Source organism: Streptomyces sp. NPDC053513 (assembly GCF_044544765.1).
GTDB classification, from domain to species: Bacteria; Actinomycetota; Actinomycetes; order Streptomycetales; family Streptomycetaceae; genus Streptomyces; species Streptomyces litmocidini.
The window spans coordinates 233,327-257,538 of the sequence record NZ_JBITXP010000001.1; the positions used below are offsets into that span (position 1 = coordinate 233,327).

Below are 24,212 nucleotides of genomic sequence, written 5' to 3' on the forward strand. Positions count from 1 at the left end.
TCGGTGCCCGTTCAGAAGTTCGCGTCGTAGGTGTCGGACCCGTCGGTGGCCCCGGTCGCCCCGGAAGCGGAACCGGGGCCGGGACCGAGGCCGGAGCCGGGTCCGGTGCCGGGGTCCGTGCCGCGACCGGTGCCGCCGCCGCTTCCGGTGCCGCGGCCGGGCCGCCGGGGGCCGCGGCTCCTCCGCGGAGCGGGCACGCGCGCGCCCCGTACGACAAGTTCGTGTTCACCGAGGCCGACCGGCTCCCCGGCCCGCACCGGCACCTGGTTGCCGCCCCCGGGGCGCAGCAGCAGTTCGCCGGAGGTGGTGCGGCGCAGCACGTGGGCGGTGGAGGCGGCGGTGCCGTGGACGCCGCGGAGCATCGGCGCCTCCCCGTACGGCTCGTCGACGGTGAAGGCGAAGGTCCCGTTCTCGCTCTGCCCCCTGCGGATGGTCAGCGAGTGCAGGGAGCGGCCGTCGTCGCGCAGTTCCAGGGTGGTCCCGGTGAGGTCGCGGCGGCGGCGCCCGGCGGCGATCCGGATGCCGGCGACGACGGCGAGGACGAGGAGGGCGGCGGCGCCGCCGGTGACGGCCTTCCACCAGCGGTCCCACCAGGTGGGCGGCGCCACCACGAGGACGTCCAGGAAGGCGGTGTCGAGGACGGTGCCGCCCTCGCCGGCGTCCACGACCGCGACCCGGCCGCCCAGTTCGCCGAGGGCCGTGCCGGCGGCGAGGGTCACCGTGAAGGAGAAGCGGGTGCTCTTGCCCGCGGTCGCGGTCACCGAGGTCGGGGCGACGGCGAGTTCGGCGCCGGGCGTCTGGTCCTGGAGCGCGATCCGCAGGGTGTGCGGGGCGGAGTCGTTGTTGGTGACGTCGAGGGTGCCCCGGACGGTGCCGCCCGGATTCACGGTGACGCGGTCGACGACGAGCCCCGCGGTCAGCACCGGCACGTCCGGGCCGCGCTGGGCGTGCACCGGGCGCCGGTCGGAGGTGATGCCGGGCGCCGCCATGCGCGTGACGAGCTCCAGGTCGCCGGTGGCCCCGGCGGGCAGGGTGAACGTGCCGGTGAACCGGACGTCCCCGGCCTTCGCGTCGGGGGCCCGGCCGTCGTCGGCGAGCTTGAAGGCGAAGGGCTCGAAGCCCGCGCCGGCGACCTCGGCCGAGGCCGTGAGACCGGCCAGCTGCCGCGGGTCGGTGATGACGACCCCGCGCCGGGTCTGCATCCGCACCTGCACGGTGACCTTCTCCCCCGCGCGCGGGGACGCCGGGTCGAGGGTGACGTCGGAGCGGAGGCGGCCCTGCCAGATGGCCCGGACGGCGACCTCCCGGTCCCGGTGGCCCTCCGGCGCCTCGATGTGCACGCGCCAGCGGCCGGGCAGCGGGTCCTTCACGCGCAGCGCCTCGACCGGCCCGTCCTGGCCGCTCACCTCGAAGGTCGAGCCGTCGAACTCGCCCCGCACGGGGACCTTGCGGCCCGCCGGGTCGTAGTACGTGACCCGCACCTTCGGGTCGTGCTTGGCGACCGTGAGGGAGCCGTCGGTGGCGATCGGCGGGATGGTCACGGTCAGGTCGGCGGGCGGCTTCCCGACGGTGCCCTGGGCGATCCGGGCGCAGCGGGCGGCGGCGAAGGTCTCCTGGAGCGCCTTGTCGATCTCGGCGGAGGTGCCGACGACGCGCATGTGGGGGACGGAGCCGGGGATGGCGGAGCAGGCGCCCCGGTAGCCGCCCTCGGCCATCGCGGTCAGCGCGGAGCGGTCGATCTCGCTGCCGAAGCCGAGCGGCCAGATCTGGACGCCGGCCGCCTTCGCGCGGGCGAGCTCCTCGGTGAGCCGCCGCGCCCCGTTGGACTGGCGGGTGTCGCGGTCGGTGCCGTACTCGGGGCTGTCGGCGACGTCCAGCTTGCCGTCGGTCAGCAGGAAGACGACCTTCGGCACGGCCGGGGTCTTCGCGCCGCCCTCGGTGAGGCGGGTGACGGCCTGCCGGATCGCGGCCGGGAAGTCGGTGCCGGGGCCCATGCGGGCGGCGTCGCGGCGGCCCAGCTGCTGGACGCACGCGCTGAGCCGCTCGCGGCCCGCCGCGTCGGCGACGGTGAGCGGGCAGACCTCGTTCACGGGCGACTGGCCGGGCTTCTCGGAGCTGCCGAAGCCGATGACGGCGGCCCGGGAGCGGTCCGATATCTCGCCCTGGCTGAGCAGCGCGGCCGCCTCCGTCTCGCGCGCCAGGTCCTTCTCGGCCAGGCTCGCCGACTGGTCGACGACGACGGCGAAGTCGAGCGGGTCGGGGCCCTCGGCGGGTCCGGCCGCGGTGCGGGCGGGGCCGGGCGCCGCGGCGGCGGGGGGCGCCGTGAGCGGGCCGGGGAGCGCGAGGAGCGCCCCGGCGAGGAGCAGGGCGCTTCCCTTGCTGGTCCAGTGCATCTTCTTCTCTCTCACCACAGTTCGCTGAAGAGGGCCAGGAGGGCGCCGAGCGCGAGCGCGGACACGCCCAGGCGCAGCCACCGGTACTTCGCCGCGAGCACGAGCCCGTGCACGCCGGCCTGTTCGAGGAGCCAGTCGGTGGCGTCCGTGCCGGACGCGCCGAGCCGTTCCCGCAGCACGGCCGCGGACGGGCCGGCCGTCAGCTCGCGCAGGAACGTGCGGTCCGCGCCGACCCGGGTGCGCGGCAGGACCACCGAGACGAGCATCAGGACCCCCGCCGTCCACAGCGCGCCCGCCACGAGGAGCAGCGCGAGTCCGGTGCCGGCCGTGGGCAGCGGGGCGCGGTCCCCGGAGAACACGACCGCCAGGAAGGCGAGGGCGCCGGAGAGCAGGATGGCGGCCTTGGTGTCGGCCCGCCCGATGTCCTCCCGCACGGTGGAGAGAAGCCGCTCGGCCATGAACCGCATTTCGCCGGGCGGTACGGGGGCGGGTGCGGGCGCGGGCGCGGGGGCCGCGTCGGCTGCGGGCGCCGGGGTCCGGTCGGGGCCCGGGGCGGAGATCCGGTCGGGGCCCAGGGCGGAGATCCGGTCGGGGCCCGGGGCGGGGGCCCGGTCGGGTGGGGGCGTGGGGGCCCCGTCGGCTGCGGGTGTGGGGGCCCGTTCCGGGGTCATTCGTCGTCCCAGTCGTCGAAGTCGGCGCTGGGCCGGGCGGGGCCGGTGCTCCGGCGCGGCCGGTCGCGGCCCGCGCGGTCGTACGGGTCGTCGCGGTCGTACCGGTCGTTCCGCTCGTAGGAGTCCGGCTCGTACCGGTCGCGGCCGTCGTCGAACCCGTCGTCGTGACGGCCCCGCGACCGCCCCCGCCCCCACTCCCTCTCGCGCTCCCGTTCCCGTTCGGAGCCGGACTCGACGCGGGTCGGCTCGTAGACCCGGGCGTCGCGCGGGGCCTCCCCGTGCTCCTCGTCCCCGCGCCCGCGCGGGGCGTCCCGGTGGTCCTCGTCCCAGTCCGGGTCGCTCGGCTCCGGGGAGGCCTCCTCCAGGGCGCGCCGGCGCCGCGGGGTGTCGCCCGAGGGGTTGAGGACCCGGTCGGTGATGCCGCCGAGGACGGTGCCGGTCTGGGACCGCAGGTACATGAGCACCTGGTACATCTGCTCGCCGATGTCGTGCCGTTCCAGGACGCCGGTGTCCAGGAGCCGGTTGAAGACCCTCAGGTAGTCCTCCTGGCCCTCGCGCCGCTCCCGCTGGAGCTGGGTGCGGATCTCCCACTGCTTGTCGGGGTGCATCGCCATGTGGTGCGCGATCTGGGCGAGGTCGCCGCGCCGGAAGAGGGCCTCCATCTCGCGGGCGCGCTCGGCGACCAGGGCGCGGTCCGCCGCCTCCCTGCGCCGCTCGGCCTCGGCGACCTGCTCGTCGGCCTCCATCGTGACGCGGACCCGGTCGCGCCGGGAGACCTCGGCCTTGACGGAGTCGTCGAGGTCGATGAAGACGAGGACCCGGGTCCGCAGCCCGATGTCCCGGCCGAAGCTGAGGCGCCCGGCGGCGAGTTCCTCGCGCACGGCCTCGTCGGCGCGCTGCGCCTCGGTGATCCGGAAGCGCCGGGAGAGCCTGCGCAGGCCGTCGAGGAGTTCGTCGTGGAGGAGTTCGGCGACGTCCTCGACCTGTTCCCGGACGACGAGGTGCGGATCGGTCACCACCCACTGGACCTTGGCGACGGCGTCGAAGAAGACGCCGTCCCCGGCGGCCGGCAGCTGGAGCCGGAACTCGGTGACGTTGCGGCCGAGCCGTACCTCGAAGACGGTGTACGGGGAGCCGAACAGGGGCTTGTTGACGTCCTCGACGCGGTCCGGCCAGACCACCCGGTGGCCGCCGTTGCGGTAGAGGAGGACGGCCGCGACCCGGCCGCTCCGGCGACGGTACGGGGGCGCGTACTCGCCGATGAGGGGACCGCGCGGCCGTCCGGCGGCCGCGGCCCCGCCGGTGGCCGCCGGGCGCTGCCGCCCCGCGCCGCGCGCCTGGTCCGCCTCCTCGTCCCGCGCGCCGTCGAGGTCGAGGTCGGGGTCCGGGTCCTCGTCCGCGTCGCGGCCACCGGGGTGCTGTCCGCCGTTCTGTCCCGCGTACGGCTGCCGATCGCGCCGGTCCTCGTACCGCCTCCGCTCCCGCCCCTCGTACCCCTGCCGCTCCCGGCCGTCCCGGCTCTGGTGCCGCTGCCGCTCGTCGTGGTCCCGTTCGTCCCACCGCGCCCGCTCGTCCGGCCGCGCGTTCCTGTTCTGCTCGGGCCCGGTCATCGGTTCGCTCCTTCCGTCACGGCGTCCCACATCCGGCGCGCCGCGCTCCTGTCCAGGGGCCGGTCACGGTCCCGGACCAGTTCGTTCAGCAGTCCCCTGAGCCGGTCCCGGTCGCGGCGCTCCACCGCGAGGCGCGGCAGGAAGGCGCAGACGTGCCCGAGCGCCTCGGGGTCCTTCGCGGCGCGCCGCAGCAGGCCGCCGAGGGCTTCGAGGGCGGCCTCGCCGGAGCGGGCCGTGGCGAGCGTGTGCCGCAGCAGCCGTGCGAGGGCGGGCGCGAGGGCGGGCCGGGTCGCGAGCAGCGCGACGAGCAGGGGGCGGGCCGCGTGCTCGTCGAGTTCGGGCACCTCGCGCAGCCCCCACAGGTGGGTGGTCCGGGTGCCGAGCGCACCGATGACGGCGAGGTGGACCAGGTTGGCGAGGTTGATCCGGCCGTCCTCGAGCCACTGGTGGAGCCGCCGGAGGACGGGTTCGGGCTCTCCGGAGGCGAGCAGCCGGGTCACGCTGAAGGAGGCGGGCGCGAGCACGTCGCCGTCGGTGGGCTCGCACGTCCTGACGACCCGGGCGAGGGCGTCGAGCGAGCCGGGCACGTCCCCGGCGGCCAGGACGAAGCCGTGGGCGAGGAGGGCCGTCCCGACGAGGGTGGGGTCGTCGGAGACGGCCCAGTCCTTGAGCACGGACGCGACGGCCGGCCTGATCCGGGGGTCGCGGGCGGACTCGGCGAGCGCGGTCGCGGCCGCCAGCCGGGTGACGGGCGCGTCCGTCACGGCGAGGGGCACGATCAGCTCCCGGAAGCCGTGGATCCAGTCCCAGGAGCAGAGGACGCCCGCGGCGACGGAGGCCCGTACCCAGACCTCCGCGCGCGGGTCGTCGCAGAGGGCCCGCAGCCAGCGCGCCACCGGTCCGCGGACGTTGTGGTAGCCGTGCCAGATCTCGCCGAGGACGGCGGCGGCGAGGGCCTCGCCCCGGAAGCGCACGGCCCGCACCGGCACCTTCGCCGGGCCGAGGTCCAGTTCCCCGTCCTCCAGGACGGCGCGCGCCCGCATCGGGCGGTGCTCGGCGTGCGCGCCGAACAGACGTCGTCCGGGGGGCTGTTCGGGGTCGAGGGTGACGGCGAGTTCCCAGGCGAGGAGTTCGGCGGCCTCGGCGGCGAGGCTGTAGGCGGACCCGTCGAAGACGGCGACGGCGATCCGGAACGCTCCGGCGTTCAGGGCGGGGAGCGCCTCGGGGAGCACGCCGGGGCGGTCGGCGCCCGCGAACCACTCGCGGGCCTGGGCCGCCACGAATCCGGCGCACTCGGCGAGCAGTTGGTCGTCCGTCATCTCGCCGCGCCAGTGCCGGGCGAGGTGGTCGGCGAGCCGGGCGGCCTCGCGGGGCCGCAGCTCCTCCAGGCCGAGGGCCCGGACGACGTCGGGGCGCGCGGCGAGCGCCCGCGCGGCGCCGAGGGCCTCGGCGGGCTCCCCGCGCAGCCGTTCCCGCAGGTGCCTGCGGAGGACCTCGTCGGCGGGCGGCGGCGCGCAGTACATCCCGTACCGGCCGCGCAGCAGCCGGTCGGCGGGCTCGCCGCTCTCGACGAGGACGATCCCGTACGCGTCGCGGCTGCGCAGCAGTTCCCCGAAGCGGTCGAGGTGCAGTTCGGAGAGGCGGGCGGCGGGGCGCCGCGCGCCGCCGGCGCCGTCGCCCGGTCCGGAGCGGGCCCGTGACTCGCCCTCGCCCCTGACGTCCTCGGTGAGCAGCTCCATGAGGTGCCCACCACCCTCCTGGAGGGCCTCGCCCGTGATCTCGTCGACGCCGTGCCGGGGGTCGAGGCGGAAGACCTTGCCGCCGGTGACCTCGTCGAGGAGGGCGAGCGCGGTGGCCTTGCGGCCGCTGCCGGGCTCTCCGCACAGGACGAGGACCCGGCTGTCGCGGAGCCGTTCCTTCATCCGCTGGTAGCCGGCGATCTCGCAGTACACCTGGGCGAGGTGGGCGAGCGTCTCGGGCGGGACGGGGCCCCGCACGAAGCGCGAGGCGTCGCCGAAGCCGTACACGGAGAAGAACTGGTTGCCCTCGAAGAAGGTGCCGTCGCCCTGGACGCTGGTGTGGCGGTCGCCCGCGCCGCTCGCCCAGGTGCGCAGCGCGCGGCGCGCCGTGGCGGCGCCGCCGGTGTCGCCGCCGGCGAGCGGGCCCCGGTCGGCGGCGGCGAAGACGTTCGGCTCGCGCGGCTGCTCACCGGAGCCGTCGCCCCGCTCCCCGTCCCGGTCGCCACGGTCACCGCGATCGTTCCGGTCGTTCCTGTCGTTCCGGTCGCCGCGCCCCCCCCGATCGCCGCGGTCGCCGCGGTCGCCACCCCGGTCGCGTGCGTCCGCCCGGTCGCCCCGGCCGCCGCCGTCGCCCCGGTCGTCCCGGGCGTGGCCGGAGTCCGGGGCGTCGGCCCCCGCCCCCGCCTCGTCCTGGTCGCTCACTCCGGCTCACCCGCCCCCGCCGCCGGGCCCTTGCGGATGCCCGTGAAGTCGCCGTGGAACGTGTTGCCGTGGACGTCGACCACGTCTCCCCCGATGTGGTACGTACGGTTCCCGTCTCCGGTCCGGGGGGGGGGGGGGGGGGGCCCCCCCCCCCCCCCCCCCCCCCCCCCCCGGTCCGTGAACCCCCCGTCGGCGCGCGCTCCCCCTCGGGCGCCGGGGTCGCCGCCTCGGCCCGGGTCAGCGGCGGGGCGGTCCTGCGCGGCACGTGGAACCACGCGGTCTCGTCGGTCTCCTTGGACCGGATGCGGGCCGGCCGGTAGTGGGCCGGCTCGACGTACCGCCCGCCCTCGGCGACCACGTTCCCGTACAGCCAGTCGGAGACGACGACCAGCAGGTCGACCTCCTGGCTCTCCGCCATGATCCGCTTCGCGGGGGCGCTGTCGCAGAGCCGGGCGGCGAGGTCCACCGCCCGCCCGACCAGCCCGTGCCCGTCCTGGGCGACGAGCCCCGCGTTCATGCCGATCCGCAGTCGCAGGCGCCGGCTCCGGCCCGTGTTGTGGGCGCGCAGGCTCTCGTAGAGGGTGTCGATCCAGCGTCCGACCATGAGCGTCGGCGGAACGTCGGGGCGCAGGGCGGCGAGGATGCCGTCTCCCCGGTCCTCCTGGTGGAAGGTGCCCGGTTCGACGCCGACGGAGCCGTACGCCTCGTCGAAGGCGGCGTACATCGCGGCCCGGTGCAGCTCCTTCTCGGCCATGCCCAGGGTTCCGGAGCCGCAGATGTCGCCGAAGACGACGAACCGGTGGATCCCGCCCGCTACCCCGTTCACTCCCGCACTGCTCACTCTCGGACTCCCTGTGTGTGGTGCCGTGGTGGTGCGTGTGTCGCCCGTCCAGACTGGCCGCCCGCGACGATGGGCGATGTAGCCGTTTACACACCCGGCGGAGATTCGTCCGCCGGGTTTCCGCCGGGGCGTGCGCGCCCCTGCGCGAGCAGCACCAGGACCGGCATGTCGAGGACGACGACGGTGCGGTTCGCGGTACGGACGACGTCCTGCTCCCGGAGCAGGCGCAGCGCTTTGGCCACCGCCTCCCGGGTGGCTCCGATGGCCGCCGCCAGATCGTGCTGGGGCAGCGGAAGCTCCAGTACGGTCCCGCCGTCGGCCCGCCGCCCGGCGCGCTCGGCCAGTTCGACGAGCCGGGCGGCGAGGCGCTGGAGGACGGTCTCGGAGGCGAGTGCCCGCCGCTCGACGTCGGCGCTGCGCAGCCGGGTGGCGAGCTGGCGCATGATCAGCGCGGTCGCGTGCGGCCGGGCGGCGAGGAAGCGCCGGAACCGGTCGCCGGAGACGGCCACCGCCTCGACCGTGCCGAGGGCGGTGACGCTGGCGCTGCGCGGGCCCCTGTCGACGGCGGCGAGGTCGCCGACGACCTCTCCGGCGCCGCGCAGGGCGAGGATGAGCCGCGATCCGCGCTCGGTGCCGACGGAGACGACGGACCAGCCGGAGAGGAGCGCGAGGACGTAGGCGCTGGTGTCGCGTTCGCGGATCATCACCTCCCCGGGTTCGTAGACGCGCCGGACGCCCTCGGCGAGCAGCGTCCGCCGGTCGGCCGCGGGGAGGGCGTGGAGGAAGGAGCGGTCCTGGCCGAAGAGACTCATCGCCGCTCACCCCCGTACCGTCCGCGGGCCCTCCGGGGAAGACCGTCCGCCGGTGGCCTACCGGCGCTTTCGTGTGTGTGTTCCCACCTCATGTGGCTTACTCAGCCACACTATTGACGCTGCGTCACGTCATGGGGTGAAGAACGCTAGAGGGTGCGGAAGAAACGCGTCAACGAGCACGGGGGGCGCAGGGGAGCGCCACCGTGGGCACCCCTGCGCCCCCCGTGGGAGCGGCCCGGGTGTGTTCGCGGAGCCTTCGTGAAGGCTTCGCGAACACACCCGGTGATCCACGCTTCGCGAAAGCCCGCCAAAGCCCCGAAACCTCGGAGTCCTGGAGCTCTGGAGCTCTGGAGCTCTGGAGCTCTGGAGTCTCAGACGTCCCGGGAACCCAGAGCCCCGGAGTCTCAGAGCCCCGGGACCGCAGAGCTTCGGCGTCTCAGAGCCCCGGGACCCGGAGTCCCCGAAGCCTCAGAGCCTCGGGTCGACCGGCTCCGACTCCAGGGCCAGGACCGCGAAGACGGCCTCGTGGATCCGCCAGAGCGGTTCGCCCGCGGCGAGGCGGTCGAGGGCCTCCAGGCCGAGCGCGTACTCGCGCAGCGCCAGCGACCGCTTGTGGCCGAGGAAACGCTGCCGCAGCCTCTCCAGGTTCTCCGGCCGGGTGTACTCCGGACCGTAGATGATCCGCAGGTACTCCCGGCCGCGCACCTTCACGCCCGGCTGCCCGAGCCGCCCCTTCGCGTCCCGGACGAGCGCCGCCAGCGGCTTGACGACCATGCCCTCGCCGCCCGCCCGGGTCAGCTCCAGCCACCAGTCGACGCCCGCGCGGACCGAGGTCTCGTCGCCGGTGTCGACGACGAGCCGGCGGGTCACCTGGAGCAGCCCGGTCGGATCGTGCTCGACGAGCCGGTCGAGCCAGGCCAGCTGCTCGTCGTGCGGCACCGCCGCGAGCGAGCGCCCGCGCGTCGCGAGCAGTTGGAAGGGCGCGAACCGCACGCCCTCCAGACCCTCGGTCGGCCAGCAGTACCTGCGGTACGCCTCGGTGAAGGCCGCCGCGTCCACGGCCCGCTCCCGCTGCCGGGCGAGCAGCCCGTCGAGCCCCTCGACCCCGCGCCCCACCGCCCGCTCCAGGGCGTCGATCGCCCCGGGGAGGACGGCGCCGGAGGCGGCGCCGACCGCGGCGTACTGCGCGCGCAGCAGACCGGCGGACTTGAGCGACCACGGCATCAGCTCGCCGTCGAGCAGGAGGAAGTCGCCCGTGCCGGAGGCTCCGTCCGACGCGGCGAGTCCGTCCCAGAGGCCGGCCGCGTCGATCGCGGTCCGCAGCCGTCCGAGGACCTCCTCCGTGACGGCGGCGTCGTCGAAGAAGGGCCGTCCGGTACGGGTGTACAGGGCGCCGGTCACCCCGGTGACCCCGAAGTGCTCGCGGGCCGCCTCCTCGTCCCGGCAGACCAGGGCCACGGCCCGGGAGCCCATGTGCTTCTCCTCGCACACGACCCGCTCGACGCCGTCGGCCCGGTACTGGGCGAAGGCCTCGGCCGGGTGCTCCAGGTAGCCCTCCTCCTTGGAGGTGGCCGTGGGCGCCATGGTCGGCGGCAGGTAGGCCAGCAGCCGCGGGTCGACCGCGAACCGGCTCATGACCTCCAGGGCCGCCGCCGCGTTCTCCTCGCGCACGGCGACGTTCCCGCCGTGGCGGGTCTCTACGGTCCGCCGCCCGTGCACGTCGGCCAGGTCCAGCGGGCGCCCCTGGTGCCCGCCGGGCGCCTCGGTGACGAGCGGCCGCGCCGGCTCGTACCAGACCTTCTCGGCCGGCACGTCGACGAGCTCGCGCTCGGGCCAGCGCAGCGCGGTCATCTTCCCGCCGAAGACGGCCCCGGTGTCGAGGCAGAGGGTGTTGTTGATCCAGGAGGTGTTCGGCACGGGCGTGTGTCCGTACACGACGGTCGCCCGGCCCCGGTACTCCTCCGCCCACGGGTAGCGCACCGGCAGCCCGAACTCGTCGGTCTCGCCCGTGGTGTCCCCGTACAGCGCGTGCGAACGCACCCGCCCGGAGGTCCGGCCGTGGTACTTCTCCGGCAGACCGGCGTGACAGACGACGAGGTTCCCGCCGTCGAGCACGTAGTGGCTCACGAGACCGTCGACGAACTCCGCCACCTCCGCCCGGAACTCCTCGCTCTCGCGCCCCAACTGCTCGACCGTCTCGGCCAGTCCGTGCGTCTCCTGCACCTTCCGCCCCTTGAGCCACCGGCCGAGCTTGTTCTCGTGGTTGCCGGGGACGCACAGCGCGTCGCCCGCCGCGACCATCCCCATGACCCGGCGCAGGACGCCCGGCGAGTCGGGGCCCCGGTCGACGAGGTCGCCGACGAAGACGGCCGTCCGCCCCTCGGGGTGGTGTCCGTCGACGTAGCCGAGCTTCGCAAGCAGGGTCTCCAGCTCGGAGCGGCAGCCGTGGACGTCACCGATGATGTCGAAGGGTCCGGTGAGGTGCCGCAGATCGTTGAAGCGTCGCTCCAGGACGACCTCGGCCTCCTCGACCTCCTCCACCGAGCGCAGCACGTGCACCTTGCGGAAGCCCTCGCGCTCCAGACCGCGCAGCGAACGGCGCAGCTCCCGCCGGTGGCGCTGGATGACGTGCGCCGGCATGTCCGCCCGGTCGGGCCGGGCGGCGTTCCGGCTGCGGCACACCTCCTCGGGGAGGTCGAGGACGATCGCGATCGGCAGCACGTCGTGCTCCCTGGCCAGCCGGACGAGCTGACGCCGGGCCTCCTGCTGCACGTTGGTGGCGTCGACGACGGTCAGCCGCCCCGCCGCCAGGCGCTTGCCCGCGATGTAGTGGAGGACGTCGAAGGCGTCCTTGCTCGCGGACTGGTCGTTCTCGTCGTCGGCGACGAGCCCGCGGCAGAAGTCGGAGGAGACGACCTCGGTCGGCTTGAAGTGGCGCCGGGCGAAGGTGGACTTGCCGGAACCGGTGGCACCGACGAGCACCACGAGGGACAGATCGGTGACGGGCAGGGTGCGGGTCATGCGGCGACCTCCTTCGAGGCCTCGTCGGTACGGCTGTCGGCACGGCTTCCGCCGGCGCTGTCGGAAGACTCCCTGCCGGAAGTCTCGCCGCCGGAAGTTTTCTCGGTACGGCTGAAGACGGCCATCTGGGTCGGCGGCCCGACCTCCGGATCGTCCTCTCCCACGGGGACGAACTCGACCCCGTAGCCGTACTGCCCCGCGACACCGGTCGCCCAGGCACGGAACTCCTCACGGGTCCACTCGAAGCGGTGGTCGCCGTGCCGGACGTGCCCGGCCGGAAGCGACTCCCAGCGCACGTTGTACTCGACGTTCGGCGTGGTCACGACGACCGTACGGGGCCGGGCCGAGCCGAACACCGCGTACTCCAGGGCCGGCAGCCTCGGCAGGTCCAGGTGCTCGATCACCTCGCTGAGCACGGCCGCGTCATAGCCCGCGAGCCGCTTGTCGGTGTACGCGAGGGAGCCCTGCGTCAGCTTCACCCGGGCGGCCTGCCGCTCCCCCATCCGGTCGAGCCGGAGCCGGCGCGCGGCGACGCCCAGGGCCCGCGCGGACACGTCCACACCGACGATCTCGGTGAAGCGCGGGTCCTTGAGCAGGGCCTGCACCAACTGCCCCTGTCCACAGCCGAGATCGAGCACGCGCGTCGCGCCGGCGCCCTTCAGCACGTCGAGGATCGCCTCCCGTCGCCGCTCGGCGAGCGGCACCGGACGCTCCTCCGTGTCGGTGGTCTCGTCGACGGCGTTGTCGACGTCCTCGACGTCCAGGCCCTCGGCCTCGGCGAGCCGCACCAGTTCGAGCCGCTCCGTCGCCGCACGGGCCAGCCCCCAGCGGCGCGAGAGGTAGCGGGCGGTGATCAGCTTCCGCTCGGGGTGACCGGCCAGCCAGCCGTCACCGGCACGCAGCAGCTTGTCGACCTCGTCGGGCGCCACCCAGTAGTGCTTGGCGTCGTCGAGGACCGGCAGCAGCACGTACAGCTGGTTGAGGGCGTCCGCGAGCCGCAGCTCGCCCTCCAGGACCAGCCGCACGTACCGAGAGTCGCCCCACTCGGGGAACTCCCCGTCCAGCGCCACCGGTTCGGCCTCCACCGTGTCCCAGCCCAGCGGCCCGAACAGCGCCCGCACCAGCTCCGCGCCGCCCCGGGCGGGGAGCACGGGGACCTCGACGCGCAGCGGCAGCGGCGCGTCGGCCCGCTCGGGCATCGCCCTGCACTCGCCGTGCAGCGCGGACTTGAAGACCTTGGCGAGCGCGACGGCCAGCAGCGAGGACGCCGCGTAGGGCCGGTCGTTGACGTACTGCGCGAGCGCCGAGTCCGGGGCGCCGCCCCGGCCCTTGCCCTTGCCGCGGCGCACCAGCGCCACGGGGTCCACCTCCAGGAGGAGTGCCGCCGTGCACCGCTCGGCGCTCGCCTCGGGGTAGAGGACGTGCGCCGTGCCGTACGAGGTCGAGAACGCCTGCGCCCGCTCGGGATGCTTGTGCAGCAGAAAACCGAGATCGGTCGCGGGTCGCTCCGGGCTGCCGTAGGTACTGATCGTCAGGAACACACGCTCGAGTATGGGCGCCCCCTGCCCCACCGACCAGGCATTTTCCACCCGCCCCCACTGGCCCGAGCCGAGCCCGTCGGGCCCCAACCACCCACCACCGGCCCGAGCCGAGCCGAGCCCGTCGGATCCCCACCGCCCACCACCACCGGCCCGAGCCGGGCTGACCGAGCCCACCCGTCCACCCCCGACAGGCCGAGCCGGGCTGACCGAGTCCACCCATCCACCACTGCCCACCACCGGGCCGAGCCCGGCCGGCCGGCCGAGCCGGTCGCCCGCGTCCGGGTGACCGCGGTCGGACGGCCCGGATCGAGCAGCCGAGACCGGGCAGCCGGGTCCAGCGCCCTGATCCGGGTATCCCTGATCGAGGCAGCCCTGGTCCGGCAGCCGGGTCCGACGCCCCGGTCCAGGTGGCCGCGCGCACCGGTGCGCGCGGCCCGGCTCCGGGCCGCGGCTCAGCCGGTGTCGGTCCCGGCGTCGTCCCCCTCCGACAGGACGTCGGCGAGTGCGGCGATCGTCTTCGGGCCGACGCGGCAGCAGCCGCCGACGAGGCGGGCTCCCGCCCCGGCCCAGGCGGCGGCCCGGGCCGGGTCGAAGGCCGTGTCCCCGCGCCAGCCCCGCGCCCGGGCGTCCCACCGCTCCCCGCTGTTCGGGTAGACGACGGCCGGTTTCCCGGTCACGGCCACGGCGAGTTCCACGGCCGCCCCCGCCTCGGCCGGGTCGCAGCAGTTCACCCCGACCGCCACGACCTGGTCGTTCCCCGCGGCGACCGCGAAGGCTTCCGCCAGGTCCTGCCCGGCCCGGGTCCGCCCGCCCGCGACCGTGTACGACAGCCAGACCGGCACCCCGCACCCCCCGGCCGCCCGCAGCAGCGCCTCGGCCTCGTCCACGTCCGGCACCGTCTCCAGGGCCAGGACGTCCGGCGCGGCCCCGGCGAGCGCTTCGATCCGCGGCCGGTGGAACCTCTCCAGCGCCCCCACGGACAAGCCGTACCGTCCCCGGTACTCACTGCCGTCCGCCAGCATCGCCCCGTACGGCCCGACGGACGCGGCGACCCACACCTCCTCCGGGGCCCCCGCCCCCGCCCCCGCCCCCACCCCCTCCCCCGTCGCCCCTTCTCCCGCTCTTCGGGCCAGCTCGACGCTCCGGCCGAGCAGCCGTGCCGTCTCCTCCCTGTCGATGCCTCGCCGGGCGAAGCCCTCGAACGTGGCCTGGTAGCTGGAGGTGATCAGCACCCGCGCGCCGGCCCGCACGTAGGCCGTGTGGGCCGCCTCGATCTGCTCGGGTCCGTCGGCGAGGAGCCGCGCGGACCAGAGCGCGTCCGAGAGGTCGCAGCCCTGCGCCTCCAGCTGGTTGGACAGCCCGCCGTCGAGGACGAGAGGCCCCGCCCCGAGGGCCTCGGCGAGCGTACGGACCGGTCTCATCGGATCACCCCGCTCATCCCAGCTGCGACTGGACCCGGGCGGAGATCAGCTCCAGGTGGTCCAGGTCGTCCAGGTCCAGGACCTGGAGGTAGACCCGGGAGGAGCCGATCTCCGCGTAACGCCCGAGCTTGTCGACGACCTCGGCGGGCGAACCCGCCAGCCCGTTCGCCCTGAGCTCGTCCACGTCCCGGCCGATGGCGGCGGCCCGGCGGGCCACCTCGGCGTCGTCCCTGCCGACGCAGACGACCAGTGCGTTCGAGTACACCAGGTCGTCGGCCGGCCTCCCGGCCGCCTCGGCGGCGGCCCGGACCCGGCCGAACTGCCGCTCGCTGTCCTCCACGGACGCGAACGGGATGTTGAACTCGTCCGCGTACCGCGCGGCCAGCCTCGGCGTCCGGCTCGCGCCGTGCCCGCCGATCAGCACCGGGACCCTGGCCTGGGCCGGCTTGGGAAGCGCGGGCGAGTCGGTGAGCTGGTAGTACTCGCCGGAGTAGTTGAAGGTCTTCCCGACCTCGGTCTCCCACAGGCCCGTGACGATCGCCAGCTGTTCTTCCAGGCGGCCGAACCTCTCCTTCGGGAAGGGGATGCCATAGGCCCGGTGCTCCTCCTCGAACCAGCCCGCGCCCAGGCCGAGCTCGACCCGGCCGCCGGACATCCGGTCCACCTGGGCGACCTGGATGGCGAGGACCCCGGGGAGCCGGAAGGTGCCGGCCGTCATCAGTGTGCCGAGCCGGATCCTCTTCGTCTCCCTCGCCAGGCCGGCCAGCGTGATCCAGGCGTCCGTCGGGCCGGGCAGCCCGTCGCCGGCCCCCATGCTGACGTAATGGTCAGAGCGGAAGAAGGCGTCGAATCCGAGTTCCTCGGTTGCCCGTGCCACCGTGAGGAGCGTGTCGTAGTCGGCCCCCTGCTGGGGCTCGGTGAAGATGCGAAGATCCATGCCTCCATCCTGCACCGCCTGGTGCGTGTCAACCTCGCCGTCAGCCCCTCGGCCGCACCGGCTCGGTCGAGTGAATATCCGGTCCCCTGGCGGGCCGCGTCCGCCCTGGCCAGTGACCGGGGCGCGGCGCCCGTCGTTGGCTCGGGCGGAGCCGGACCGCCCGGCCCGCGTGCCGGCGGCCGCTGCCGGTGCGTCCCTCTCACGGCCCCGTCCTCGGCGGCGGGGCCCGGGCCGAGGAGGCCGCCATGTCCCAGGAAGCCGCGCCGGAGCGGGCCGTGCCCGAACAGCCGGTGTCGCAGTCCGTGCCCGAGCAGAAGGGTGCCGGCGCCCCCAAGGGCCTGCTTCAGCAGATGGAGGAGCTGATGGCCGCGCTCTCCGCCGACCTCTCCCAGCTGGACGCCGACCTCCAGTCCACGTCCGACCGACTCGCTTCCGACTCCGGCCCCGCCCCCGAGCCACGACCTCGGCCGCAACCTGAGAGCCAGGAACAGGGCCAGGACCAGGACCAGACCCAAGGTCAGGGCCAGGGCTAGCCCCAGGATCAGGGTCAGGGTCAGGGTCAGAACCAGCCGGATCCGCAGGGCCGGCCCCGGGTCCAGGCCCGGTACGAGCGTCCCGGCGCCGGCCGGTACCGGTCCGGGCGGCAGTACCAGTACCGCGAGGAACGGTGGTTCCCCGCGCACCCCTACCACGACGGGCCTACCACGACGGGCCCCGTCCCGGGCCCGCTCGGCCTCGGGCGGGGTCGGGCGGGCGGGCGCGCTCCCCGTCGCGCACGGCGAGGCGCCGCAGCATCCCGCGCACCCGGTCGCTCGACTCGTCGGCGGCGTCGATCGCCTCGATGCACTGCCAGTAGAGCCCCTCCTCGTCGGTGGCGCAGGCCACTCCCACGAGCGCGATCCCCACCTCCCCCAGAAGCTCCCCCAGGGCGGTCAACGCCCCCCACGGGTCCGCGACTTCGGTCAGGCGGCCCGCGCGCGGGCCGCCGGAGCCCCAGGTGGGGTACTCCCCGGCCTCACTCAGTCCCCGTGCCTCGCCGCGCAGCTCCATCGGTCCGCAGAGCGCGAGGTGACTTCCTATCGTCTGGGCGAGCGCCTGGGCCTGCCAGGCCTCCGCCACGATGTCCTGTGCCGTGCCGCTCTCCGCCAACGCCTGTCGGCCGAGCGCGATGAGCCGCTCCGCTTCCATCAACGCCGCCCCCGTTCGTACGACTTACTGCCCACTCACTCCACTACCCAGAGTGAGGCCGCCTGAGCCACGACGCCAGAGGAAATCGGAAATCTGGGGACAGGAGGCCGGACGGGGAGAAGTCGATCACTCCGAAGAGTGACGATCTTTCTCCGGCTCGACGTCCGCGGCCCCGTTCTCGCCCTCTCCGACCCGCCTCCGGGCGGGAAATCGGACCTCGTTGCGGTCGATCTTGGCCGCGAGCGCCGCCAACGGGTCGACCCCGAGCACCTGGCAGAACTGCAGGAGGTAGGCGAGCACGTCCGCCACCTCGTCGGCGACCCGGTGCGCCGCGTCCGGGTCGTCCATCACCCGCTCCGCCTGCTCCGGCGTCAACCACTGGAAGATCTCCAGGAGTTCGGCCGCTTCCACGCTGAGGGCCGCGGCCAGGTTCTTGGGCGTGTGGTAGGGCTGCCAGTCGCGGGCCGCCGCGAACTCTGCCAGCCTGCGCTGCAGCCCCGCCACGTCGTTGTCGTCCGTCACCCGCCCAGGTCTACCACCGTCACCCCGGGCGTCCGTCGCGCCTCCCCCGCCGTCCGCTCCCCGACGGTTCCCGCCACCCGGATGTGTCCGTCGGCGGCGATGCCCGTGGCGAGCCGGAGGAGTTCGCCCGCCTGGCGTCCGTCGAGCTCCCGGTCCAGGCCGTCGGCGAGCAGCGTCAGGCTCTGCATGGCGTCCGGCACCTCGGCGATCCGGTCCATTTCCAGGACTCCGGGGCCGGTGAGCAGCGTGAGGGCGAGGGCCAGGTAGCGGAGTTCGCCGTCGCCGAGGCGGCCGAGCGGGGTCGCGGGCCGGCCGCCGCGTTCGAGGACGGCGCGGACGGTGCCCTCCGGGAGCTCCTGCACGCCGACTCCGGTGACTGGTCCCGTGCAGCCCGCTCCGGCGACGGCGGCCAGACGGTGGTGCCGGCGCGGGCAGTCGGTGTGGGTGCGGTGCAGGACCTCGGCGAGGTTGCCGCAGTCGCGCCGCAGGCGTCCCTCGCCCGGGGGCACGGGGGCCCGCATCCGCTCGGGCCGGGGGTCGCAGGCGAAGGCGGACCGCAGGCCGATGACCACCTGCTCGGCGGCGGCCAGGACCTCCAGCTGTCCCCGGGTCTTGCCCGCGACCCGCAGCGGCAGCAGGGCCGTGCCGAGCAGGTCGTCGGGGAACGGGGCGCGGGTGACGGGGGTGGCGCCGGCCGTGTGCCACTCGGCCTGCACGGTGCTGCGGCCGGGGTCGCGGAGGGCGGTGGCGAGCAGGGTGCGGCCCCGGCCGGTGAGCCGTTCGCCGACGATCCGGAGCCGGGGCTCGGCCTGTACGGCGAGGTCCAGGTGGACGGGGCCTTCGGGGCCGTCCACCGTGCAGCCGATCCGGAAGCCGCGCCGGCCCTGGGCGTCGGGCCGGGCGCGCTCGGGGACGCAGTCGGCGGCGTCGGGGAACACCTCGTCGAGCGGGTCGCCCGCGCCGAGCCTGGCCAGGGCCTCGTACGCCCGCAGGGCGGTGGACTTGCCGCTGCCGCTGGGCCCGGTGAAGAGGGTGACCGGTCCGAGCGCGTGCACGGCGGAACGGTGGCCGGCGAACGCGGACAGCCGCAGCTCGGTGACGGCGGGCCGGGCGAGGAGCGGCCCGCCCCGGCCTGCCGCCGCGACCGGGCCCGCCGCCGCAACTGTGCCCGCCACCAGGACCGGGCTCGTCGTCGTGGCCCTGCCTGACGCCGCGACCGGGCCCGCCGCCGTGACCGGGCCCCGCGCCTCGGGGACGGAGACGCGGCGCCCCGGGGCGCGGGGAGCGGAAGCAGGCGCGGCGGAAGACGGGCCGCCCGAGGGAAGGCCGGCTGCCGGAAGACCGGCCGACGCAGGGCCGACCACGGATGGACCGTCCGACACGGGGCCGACCACCGCTGGACCGTCCGGAGCAGGGCCCGCTACGGGCGGACCGTCCGGAGCGGGGCCTGCCACGGACAGACCGTCCGGAGCGGGGCCGGCCACGGGCGGACCGTCCGGAGCGAGGCCGGCCACGGACGAGCCGGCTGGGGCGGAGTCGGCCGCGGACGGACGAACCGGGGAAGGAACGACGTCGGAGGGGCGGGCGTCTGACGTGCGGGCGAGCGTGGAGCCGCCGGTGAGGTCCATGCCCGGACCGTACGCAGAGCCTTCCCTGACGAACCGTTACGGCGAGATGACCTTCCTACGATCGGGGGACGCCGGCGGTCCGGCCGCCCACGACGTCCTCCTCGTCCTCGCCCTCCGCGCCCTCGACCTCCGTACCGGCAGGGGCCAGCAGGAAGACGTTCCGGTCGACGCGGTGCATCCCGCTGCCGAGGCCGAAGACGACACCGCTGCTGAAGTCGAGGATCCGCTTGGCGACCTCGGTGTCGGCGCTCGTCAGGTCGAGGAGCACCGGGATCTGGGCGATGAGGTACTCGGCGACCTCACGGGCGTCGGCGAAGACCTGCACGCGGAGCACGACCATGCGGCGCTGCTCGGCGGATTCGTACTGCTCGGGGATCGTGCGGTGGTCGACCCTGGACGGCCATTCGTCACGGCCGCGCAGGGGCACGACCTGGGCGAGGCCCTCCCACTGCTCGTCGGTGACGTCGTACCTCTCGTACCTACTCATGGGTCCATCCTCCCGCCCCTCACCCGTTCGGCCCAACAACGACACGAGGTGATGGCCCGGGGCCGGTCGGCGCTCGGCTCCGGGTCAGCCGGTCCCCTGACCTGCGGTCGTCGGCGGGACGGAGTACGTGACGGTGGCGGAGGCCGCCAGATCGCCCGCCTCGTCCCTGAGTTCGGCGAGGACCACGCAGAGGCGCCGGCCGAACTTGGCCATGCGCGCGTGCGTCCGGAGCAGTCCGGGGCGGGGGCGGTTGAGGTAGCTGATCTGGAGCGAGGTGGTGAGGGCCATCGGCGTGGGGCGTCCGAGCCGGGCGTTGATGAGGAGGAAGGCGGCGAGGTCGACGAGTCCGGCCTGTTCGGGGCCGGAGATCGTGCCGCCGGGCCGGGTGCGGAGCCGGGCCCCGTCCGCCTCCATGAGCAGGTGCGTCCCGCTCGCGTCGGTGACGCGGCAGGCCGCGTAGTCCGGGAACTGCCGCTGGACGAGCGCGTTCAGCTCGTCCGGCGACAGCGTCCCGGGCGTCCCGGCGTCCGGAGAGGGCGTGTGCGGGCGGGGCACGGAACCCCCGACGTCCGGCGAGGACGCCTGCGCGCCGGACACGGAACCCCCGGCGCCCGGCGAGGGCGCCTGCGCGTGGGTCGCGGAGCTCCCGGCACCCGGAGACGGCATCTGCGCGTGGGCCGCGGAGCTCCCCGCGCCCGGAGACGGCATCTGCGTGCGGGCCGTGGGGCTCCCCGCCTCCGAGAGGGGCGCCTGCGCGCGGCCCGTGGTGTTCCCGCCGTCCGTCGTCATCAGACGAAGCTCTTCGCCAGTCGGCGGAGCCCTTCCCTGATCTCGTCGGCCGAGTGCGTCGTGAACGACAGCCGCATCGCGCCCGGGTCCGGCTCGCCGCAGAAGAACGGTGCTCCCGGCACGTACGCCACCTCGTGGCTGACCGCGGTCTCCAGGAGGGCCGTCGCGTCGTGGCCCGCCGGGAGGGTCACCCAGATGAACATGCCGCCCTCCGGCCTGTTCCACCGGCTGCCCTCGGGCAGGGCGCCCGGCAGGCCTTCGAGCATCGCGTCCCTGCGCTCCTGGTAGGCGGCGCGCATCACGGCGACGTGGGCGTCGAGGTCGCTGTCGCGCAGGTAGCGCGCGGCCGCAGCCTGGTCGATGGTCGAGGTGTGCAGGTCGGCGGCCTGCTTGGCGATCACGCAGGCGCGCCGCAGCCCGGCGGGGGCGCGCAGGTAGCCGAGCCGGAGGCCGGGGGCCATCACCTTGGAGAAGGAGCCGAGCAGGACCGTGCGGTCGGCCGCGGCGGGGTCGGCGGCGATGCAGGGCACGCGCTCGCCGTCGTAGCGCAGTTCGCCGTACGGGTCGTCCTCGACGATCCAGAATCCGTGCCGCGCGGCGGCCTCGGCGACGGCGTGGCGGCGCTCTGCGGGGAGCGTGCGGCCGGTGGGGTTCTGGAAGGTGGGGACGATGTAGAGGAGGGTGGCCTTCTCGCGGGCCGCGATCTCCTCCAGGGCCTCGGGGACGATCCCCTGGTCGTCGGTGGGGACGGGGACGACGCGGGCGCCGGCGAAGCCGAAGGTCTGCAGGGCGGCCAGGTAGCAGGGGTCCTCGACGAGGACGACGCTGCCCGGTTCGACGAGCGCGGTGGTGAGGAGCGTGAGGGCCTGCTGCGAGCCGGTGGTGACGAGCAGGTCGTCGGCGTCCGTGGGCAGTCCGCGCGCGGTGAGCCGGTCGGCGATGGCGGTGCGGAGGTCCGGGTCGCCCTCGGTCGTCGAGTACTGGAGGGCGTGCTGCGGGTTCTCCGCGAGGACCCGGTCGTACGCCGCGCGGATCCCGTCGATGTCGAACAGCTCGGGGGCGGGCAGGCCTCCGGCGAACGAGATCACCTCGGGCCGTGCCGTGAGCGCCAGGATCTCCCGTACCGGCGACGAGCCGACGTTGGCCAGCCGGGAGGCGGTGGCCGGCGCGGGCGCGGAGGACGAGGTGGAGGGGGTGGCGTTCGCGGGCGCGGAGGCGGCAGAAAGCATGGCGCCAGCATATAGAGATTCAAGACGGTGTCCAGGTCGTTCGATTGCCGCCGGGCGTGGCCGAGTTGACACTCTTCGGTGCCCCGCGCGGGGCGAATTCCCGCCCTGCCAGGGGCTTGCTCCGGACTTGCACCGGGTTCGTTTCGGCCACTCTGCGGACCGTGGAAATCCAGCCGCGAGCGGCGAATTCGGAGGATCGGGCTCCCCCGTCCTTTCTCGCTGGTCGACACCGGAAAGAGTGGTCGGGGTGATCTTCCTCTGGCTTGTCCGACGCGCCGCAGACGGTTCTTGATCGGGTTCTCCGTGCGCCGTGGACGACTCGGGGAAATCGGCCATTCCGGTCTCTGCGCTCATTGATGGACAGCTGTTGCCGTGGATAGCGTTCGACCGCTCCACCACCGCGATGTCAGCGGTCTTTCGGGTCGAAGTCGGAATCGAAGTCGGAATCGAAGTCGAACGAGCGAGGCGAGTGGATCACCATGGCATCTTCCGTTCCCGTCGACGAGGCAGTCGTCGTCCGCACCCCCGAGGAATTCCTCGCCATGCCCGAGGACTACCGCGAGATCGCCGTGCGGGGGATGATCGTCAACACCGAGGGTGAACTGTCCGGCGCCGACGACTACATCCAGGTGTTCCTGCCGCTCGCGCCGAACGCCGAGGAACGGCAGGTGTGCGCCGAGCGCGCCGTCGAGGAGTACGACCACTACAAGATCGGCAAGCGGATCCTGGCCGACATCGGCGTGGACACCGGCTACATGGAGCAGCAGCGGCTCGCCGACCGTGACCTCTTCGCCGGCCACGAGTTCCACACCTGCACCACCTGGGCGGAGCGCGGAATCTTCTCGTACATCGGCGAGGAGACCGCGATGGTGATGATCTCCGAATTCGCGCAGAGCAGTTACAAGCCGTGGGCCGAGGCGGTGCGCACGATCATTCTCGACGAGAAGGTGCACATCGCGCACGGCGCGCGGGTCTGCCGGAATCTCGCCCGCACCGAGGAGGGCCGCGAGGAGCTCCAGCAGGGCCTCGACCGGTTGTGGCCGGGATTCAACCGGATCTTCGGCAGCGCGCGTTCGGAGAGGTCGAAGCTCGCGGTCCGTTTCGGGCTCCGGCAGACCACCAACGGGGAGGCGCGCGACATCTGGCGGGCGAAGGTCACCCCGCGGATCGAGAACCTCGGCCTGAAGGTCCCCGAGTAGCCCCGAGCAGCCCCCAGGAGTCCCGGGCAGCCCCGGGCAGCCCCGGGCAGTCCCGGGCGGCCCCGGGCGGCCGGTACGGGGCGGGGCCGCCCGTACGTCGCCCGGCTCCCGTGCGGCGAGGCAGGCACCCGTACGTGGCCCTCGTGCGCAGCCCGGTTCCCCGTACGCCGTCCCGGCTCCCGGCACGGCCAGGAGCCCGTACCACCCGTACAGCCAGAAGCCCGTACTCCACCCGGCCCCCGACACGACCCAGAAGCCCGTACCCCCGTACGCCCCCCGTACGCCGCCCAGCCCCCGTACGGCCAGAGAGCGCGAGCGCGAGAGAGACATCGAGCAGCAGTCCGACCGAGGAGTCCGCAGCCCATGGCCACCCCCCTGACCATCACCCCGCGCCCGCTCGGCCGCCGTGAGGCGAAGGAGCGCACCGCCGCCCTCCTGGCCGAACGCCCCGATCTCGCCGAGCGCCTGCACAGACTGCGCCGGCTCGGTCGGGAGGTGCGCTCGTGCGAGGTCCACCTCACCAACACCTGCAACATCCGCTGCAAGGGCTGCTGGTACTTCGAGGGCGGCTTCGACACGGCCGTGCGCGAGCTGTCGGACGTCGACAAGATCCGTTCCTTCGCCCGCCGGCTGCGGGACGAGGGGGTCAACCAGGCCACGCTGATCGGCGGCGAGCCGACCCTGGTGCTGCGCCGGGTGGAGGCCTTCGTCGAGGAGCTGCCGTACATCACGATCTCGACCAACGGTCTGCGTCCGATGCCCGTGCAGGGCTTCGAGCACATCGCCGTGGCCGTCAGCATCTTCGGCGGCGGGCCGCTCGACGACGACCTGCGGGCCATCCGGGTCAACGGCTCCAAGTTCACCGGCCTGTTCGACACGGCGCTCTCGCACTACAAGGACGATCCGCGCGTCCTGTTCATCTTCGCGCTCTCCGAGGCCGGGCTGCCGTACCTCGAACCGACCGTGCGCAAGATCGCCGAGAACGGCAACATCGTCACCTTCAACTTCTACAGCGAGCACGGCTCGGACAACCCGATCCAGATCGAGAACGAGCGGCGCGTCCTCGAGGAGGCCCTGCGGGTCAAGGAGGCGTACCCCGAGGCCGTGGTCAGCCACCCGTACTTCATCCGCAGCCTCATCACCGGCACCTCGCACTGGGGGGCGCGCTTCGGGTACGACGTCTGCCCGAGCCTCAGCGTCGACCATCCCGACCACGAGGAGCGGGTCGCCAACGGCAATCCGGTGATTCCGGGCTTCGCCGCCTGGGGCGCCGACTACGAGTCGCTGCAGTTCTGCTGCACGTCCGGGGACTGCGGCGGCTGCCGCGACAGCCAGGCCGTCTACAGCTGGCTGGTGGTCAGCGCCTCCCGCTTCCTGGACAGCGCCGCGCGCCTGGAGGAGTGGGTGGACATCGCGGAGAGCTACTGGCGCCAGTGGCACTGGTCCCCGTACCACGCCTCGAAGCTCGCCACTCCCTGACCG

General features: G+C 74.5%; 18 protein-coding genes. 3 read left to right on the forward strand and 15 right to left on the reverse strand.

Translation table 11 applies throughout. The features are described 5' to 3' along the window. Positions 1-11: 11 nt before the first annotated feature. From ACIGW4_RS00925 to ACIGW4_RS00965, 9 genes are all read right to left on the reverse strand, one after another. Positions 12-2,408, reverse strand: coding sequence for a VWA domain-containing protein (locus ACIGW4_RS00925; protein ID WP_398710571.1), 2,397 nt, complete (start codon positions 2,406-2,408; stop codon positions 12-14). Continuing rightward, the gene (locus tag ACIGW4_RS00930; protein ID WP_123455893.1) at positions 2,405-2,851 is read right to left on the reverse strand and encodes a Pycsar system effector family protein; all 447 of its coding nucleotides are present in this window, start codon (positions 2,849-2,851) and stop codon (positions 2,405-2,407) included. Before ACIGW4_RS00930 ends, ACIGW4_RS00925 begins: the two co-directional genes overlap by 4 nt. 209 nt (positions 2,852-3,060) lie before the next feature. Then, entirely contained in the window at positions 3,061-4,674 is a 1,614-nt protein-coding gene (locus ACIGW4_RS00935; RefSeq protein ID WP_123455892.1) for a hypothetical protein, read from the reverse strand. Next, a complete protein-coding gene (locus ACIGW4_RS00940; protein WP_399577579.1) occupies positions 4,671-7,115 on the reverse strand; it encodes a hypothetical protein in 2,445 nt (814 codons plus the stop codon). The genes ACIGW4_RS00935 and ACIGW4_RS00940 overlap by 4 nt, the downstream gene beginning before the upstream one ends. Positions 7,116-8,042: 927 nt before the next feature. Beyond that, the gene (locus ACIGW4_RS00945) at positions 8,043-8,768 is read right to left on the reverse strand and encodes a Crp/Fnr family transcriptional regulator (protein ID WP_123455889.1); all 726 of its coding nucleotides are present in this window, start codon (positions 8,766-8,768) and stop codon (positions 8,043-8,045) included. Between the two features lie 468 nt (positions 8,769-9,236). Further along, entirely contained in the window at positions 9,237-11,789 is a 2,553-nt protein-coding gene (locus tag ACIGW4_RS00950; RefSeq protein ID WP_399577581.1) for a polynucleotide kinase-phosphatase, read from the reverse strand. Further along, entirely contained in the window at positions 11,786-13,330 is a 1,545-nt protein-coding gene (locus ACIGW4_RS00955) for a 3' terminal RNA ribose 2'-O-methyltransferase Hen1 (RefSeq protein WP_399577583.1), read from the reverse strand. The genes ACIGW4_RS00950 and ACIGW4_RS00955 overlap by 4 nt, the downstream gene beginning before the upstream one ends. 452 nt (positions 13,331-13,782) lie before the next feature. Continuing rightward, the gene (mmuM, locus tag ACIGW4_RS00960; protein ID WP_399577585.1) at positions 13,783-14,751 is read right to left on the reverse strand and encodes a homocysteine S-methyltransferase; all 969 of its coding nucleotides are present in this window, start codon (positions 14,749-14,751) and stop codon (positions 13,783-13,785) included. 13 nt (positions 14,752-14,764) lie between these two features. Then, entirely contained in the window at positions 14,765-15,688 is a 924-nt protein-coding gene (locus ACIGW4_RS00965; RefSeq protein WP_398710579.1) for an LLM class F420-dependent oxidoreductase, read from the reverse strand. Between the two features lie 245 nt (positions 15,689-15,933). On the opposite strand from ACIGW4_RS00965, the gene ACIGW4_RS00970 reads away from it, so the two are divergent. Then, entirely contained in the window at positions 15,934-16,221 is a 288-nt protein-coding gene (locus ACIGW4_RS00970) for a hypothetical protein (RefSeq protein ID WP_399577587.1), read from the forward strand. Between the two features lie 166 nt (positions 16,222-16,387). Here ACIGW4_RS00970 and ACIGW4_RS00975 read toward each other — a convergent pair whose 3' ends face one another. The 6 genes from ACIGW4_RS00975 to ACIGW4_RS01000 form a co-directional block, all read right to left on the reverse strand. Further along, positions 16,388-16,876, reverse strand: a complete 489-nt coding sequence (locus tag ACIGW4_RS00975; RefSeq protein WP_185094662.1) for a DUF6099 family protein — start codon at positions 16,874-16,876, stop codon at positions 16,388-16,390. Between the two features lie 126 nt (positions 16,877-17,002). Beyond that, on the reverse strand, positions 17,003-17,398 hold the full coding sequence (locus ACIGW4_RS00980) for a nucleotide pyrophosphohydrolase (RefSeq protein ID WP_359591660.1): 396 nt from the start codon (positions 17,396-17,398) through the stop codon (positions 17,003-17,005). Further along, the gene (locus ACIGW4_RS00985) at positions 17,395-18,576 is read right to left on the reverse strand and encodes an ATP-binding protein (RefSeq protein ID WP_399578174.1); all 1,182 of its coding nucleotides are present in this window, start codon (positions 18,574-18,576) and stop codon (positions 17,395-17,397) included. Before ACIGW4_RS00985 ends, ACIGW4_RS00980 begins: the two co-directional genes overlap by 4 nt. A 505-nt stretch (positions 18,577-19,081) precedes the next feature. Continuing rightward, positions 19,082-19,513 (reverse strand): cell division protein SepF, encoded by a 432-nt coding sequence (locus ACIGW4_RS00990; RefSeq protein ID WP_123455883.1) that lies wholly within the window; start codon positions 19,511-19,513, stop codon positions 19,082-19,084. An 84-nt stretch (positions 19,514-19,597) separates the two neighbouring features. Beyond that, positions 19,598-20,302 carry a hotdog domain-containing protein gene (locus ACIGW4_RS00995; RefSeq protein WP_399577590.1) on the reverse strand — a complete coding sequence of 235 codons (705 nt, stop codon included), beginning with the start codon at positions 20,300-20,302 and terminating at the stop codon, positions 19,598-19,600. Then, positions 20,302-21,531, reverse strand: a complete 1,230-nt coding sequence (locus ACIGW4_RS01000) for a PLP-dependent aminotransferase family protein (protein WP_185094661.1) — start codon at positions 21,529-21,531, stop codon at positions 20,302-20,304. The genes ACIGW4_RS00995 and ACIGW4_RS01000 overlap by 1 nt, the downstream gene beginning before the upstream one ends. 479 nt (positions 21,532-22,010) lie before the next feature. Between ACIGW4_RS01000 and ACIGW4_RS01005 the strand changes: the two genes are divergently transcribed. Together ACIGW4_RS01005 and ACIGW4_RS01010 are read left to right on the forward strand one after the other, a co-directional pair. Continuing rightward, complete coding sequence (locus tag ACIGW4_RS01005; RefSeq protein ID WP_177181612.1) at positions 22,011-22,730, forward strand: Phenylacetic acid catabolic protein; 720 nt, start codon at positions 22,011-22,013, stop codon at positions 22,728-22,730. A 363-nt stretch (positions 22,731-23,093) separates the two neighbouring features. Then, positions 23,094-24,209: a radical SAM protein gene (locus ACIGW4_RS01010; protein ID WP_123455882.1), complete on the forward strand. Its 1,116-nt coding sequence runs from the start codon at positions 23,094-23,096 to the stop codon at positions 24,207-24,209. Positions 24,210-24,212: the final 3 nt, after the last annotated feature.

Excerpts from the sequence above, each read along its gene's own strand:
- ACIGW4_RS00930 (WP_123455893.1), bottom strand. The coding sequence starts at position 2,851 with ATGGCCGAGCGGCTTCTCTCCACCGTGCGGGAGGACATCGGGCGGGCC.
- ACIGW4_RS00935 (WP_123455892.1), bottom strand. The coding sequence starts at position 4,674 with ATGACCGGGCCCGAGCAGAACAGGAACGCGCGGCCGGACGAGCGGGCG.
- ACIGW4_RS00945 (WP_123455889.1), bottom strand. The coding sequence starts at position 8,768 with ATGAGTCTCTTCGGCCAGGACCGCTCCTTCCTCCACGCCCTCCCCGCG.
- ACIGW4_RS00950 (WP_399577581.1), bottom strand. The coding sequence starts at position 11,789 with ATGACCCGCACCCTGCCCGTCACCGATCTGTCCCTCGTGGTGCTCGTC.
- mmuM (WP_399577585.1), bottom strand. The coding sequence starts at position 14,751 with ATGAGACCGGTCCGTACGCTCGCCGAGGCCCTCGGGGCGGGGCCTCTC.
- ACIGW4_RS00965 (WP_398710579.1), bottom strand. The coding sequence starts at position 15,688 with ATGGATCTTCGCATCTTCACCGAGCCCCAGCAGGGGGCCGACTACGAC.
- ACIGW4_RS00970 (WP_399577587.1), top strand. The coding sequence starts at position 15,934 with ATGTCCCAGGAAGCCGCGCCGGAGCGGGCCGTGCCCGAACAGCCGGTG.
- ACIGW4_RS00975 (WP_185094662.1), bottom strand. The coding sequence starts at position 16,876 with ATGGAAGCGGAGCGGCTCATCGCGCTCGGCCGACAGGCGTTGGCGGAG.
- ACIGW4_RS00990 (WP_123455883.1), bottom strand. The coding sequence starts at position 19,513 with ATGAGTAGGTACGAGAGGTACGACGTCACCGACGAGCAGTGGGAGGGC.
- ACIGW4_RS00995 (WP_399577590.1), bottom strand. The coding sequence starts at position 20,302 with ATGACGACGGACGGCGGGAACACCACGGGCCGCGCGCAGGCGCCCCTC.
- ACIGW4_RS01000 (WP_185094661.1), bottom strand. The coding sequence starts at position 21,531 with ATGCTTTCTGCCGCCTCCGCGCCCGCGAACGCCACCCCCTCCACCTCG.
- ACIGW4_RS01005 (WP_177181612.1), top strand. The coding sequence starts at position 22,011 with ATGGCATCTTCCGTTCCCGTCGACGAGGCAGTCGTCGTCCGCACCCCC.
- ACIGW4_RS01010 (WP_123455882.1), top strand. The coding sequence starts at position 23,094 with ATGGCCACCCCCCTGACCATCACCCCGCGCCCGCTCGGCCGCCGTGAG.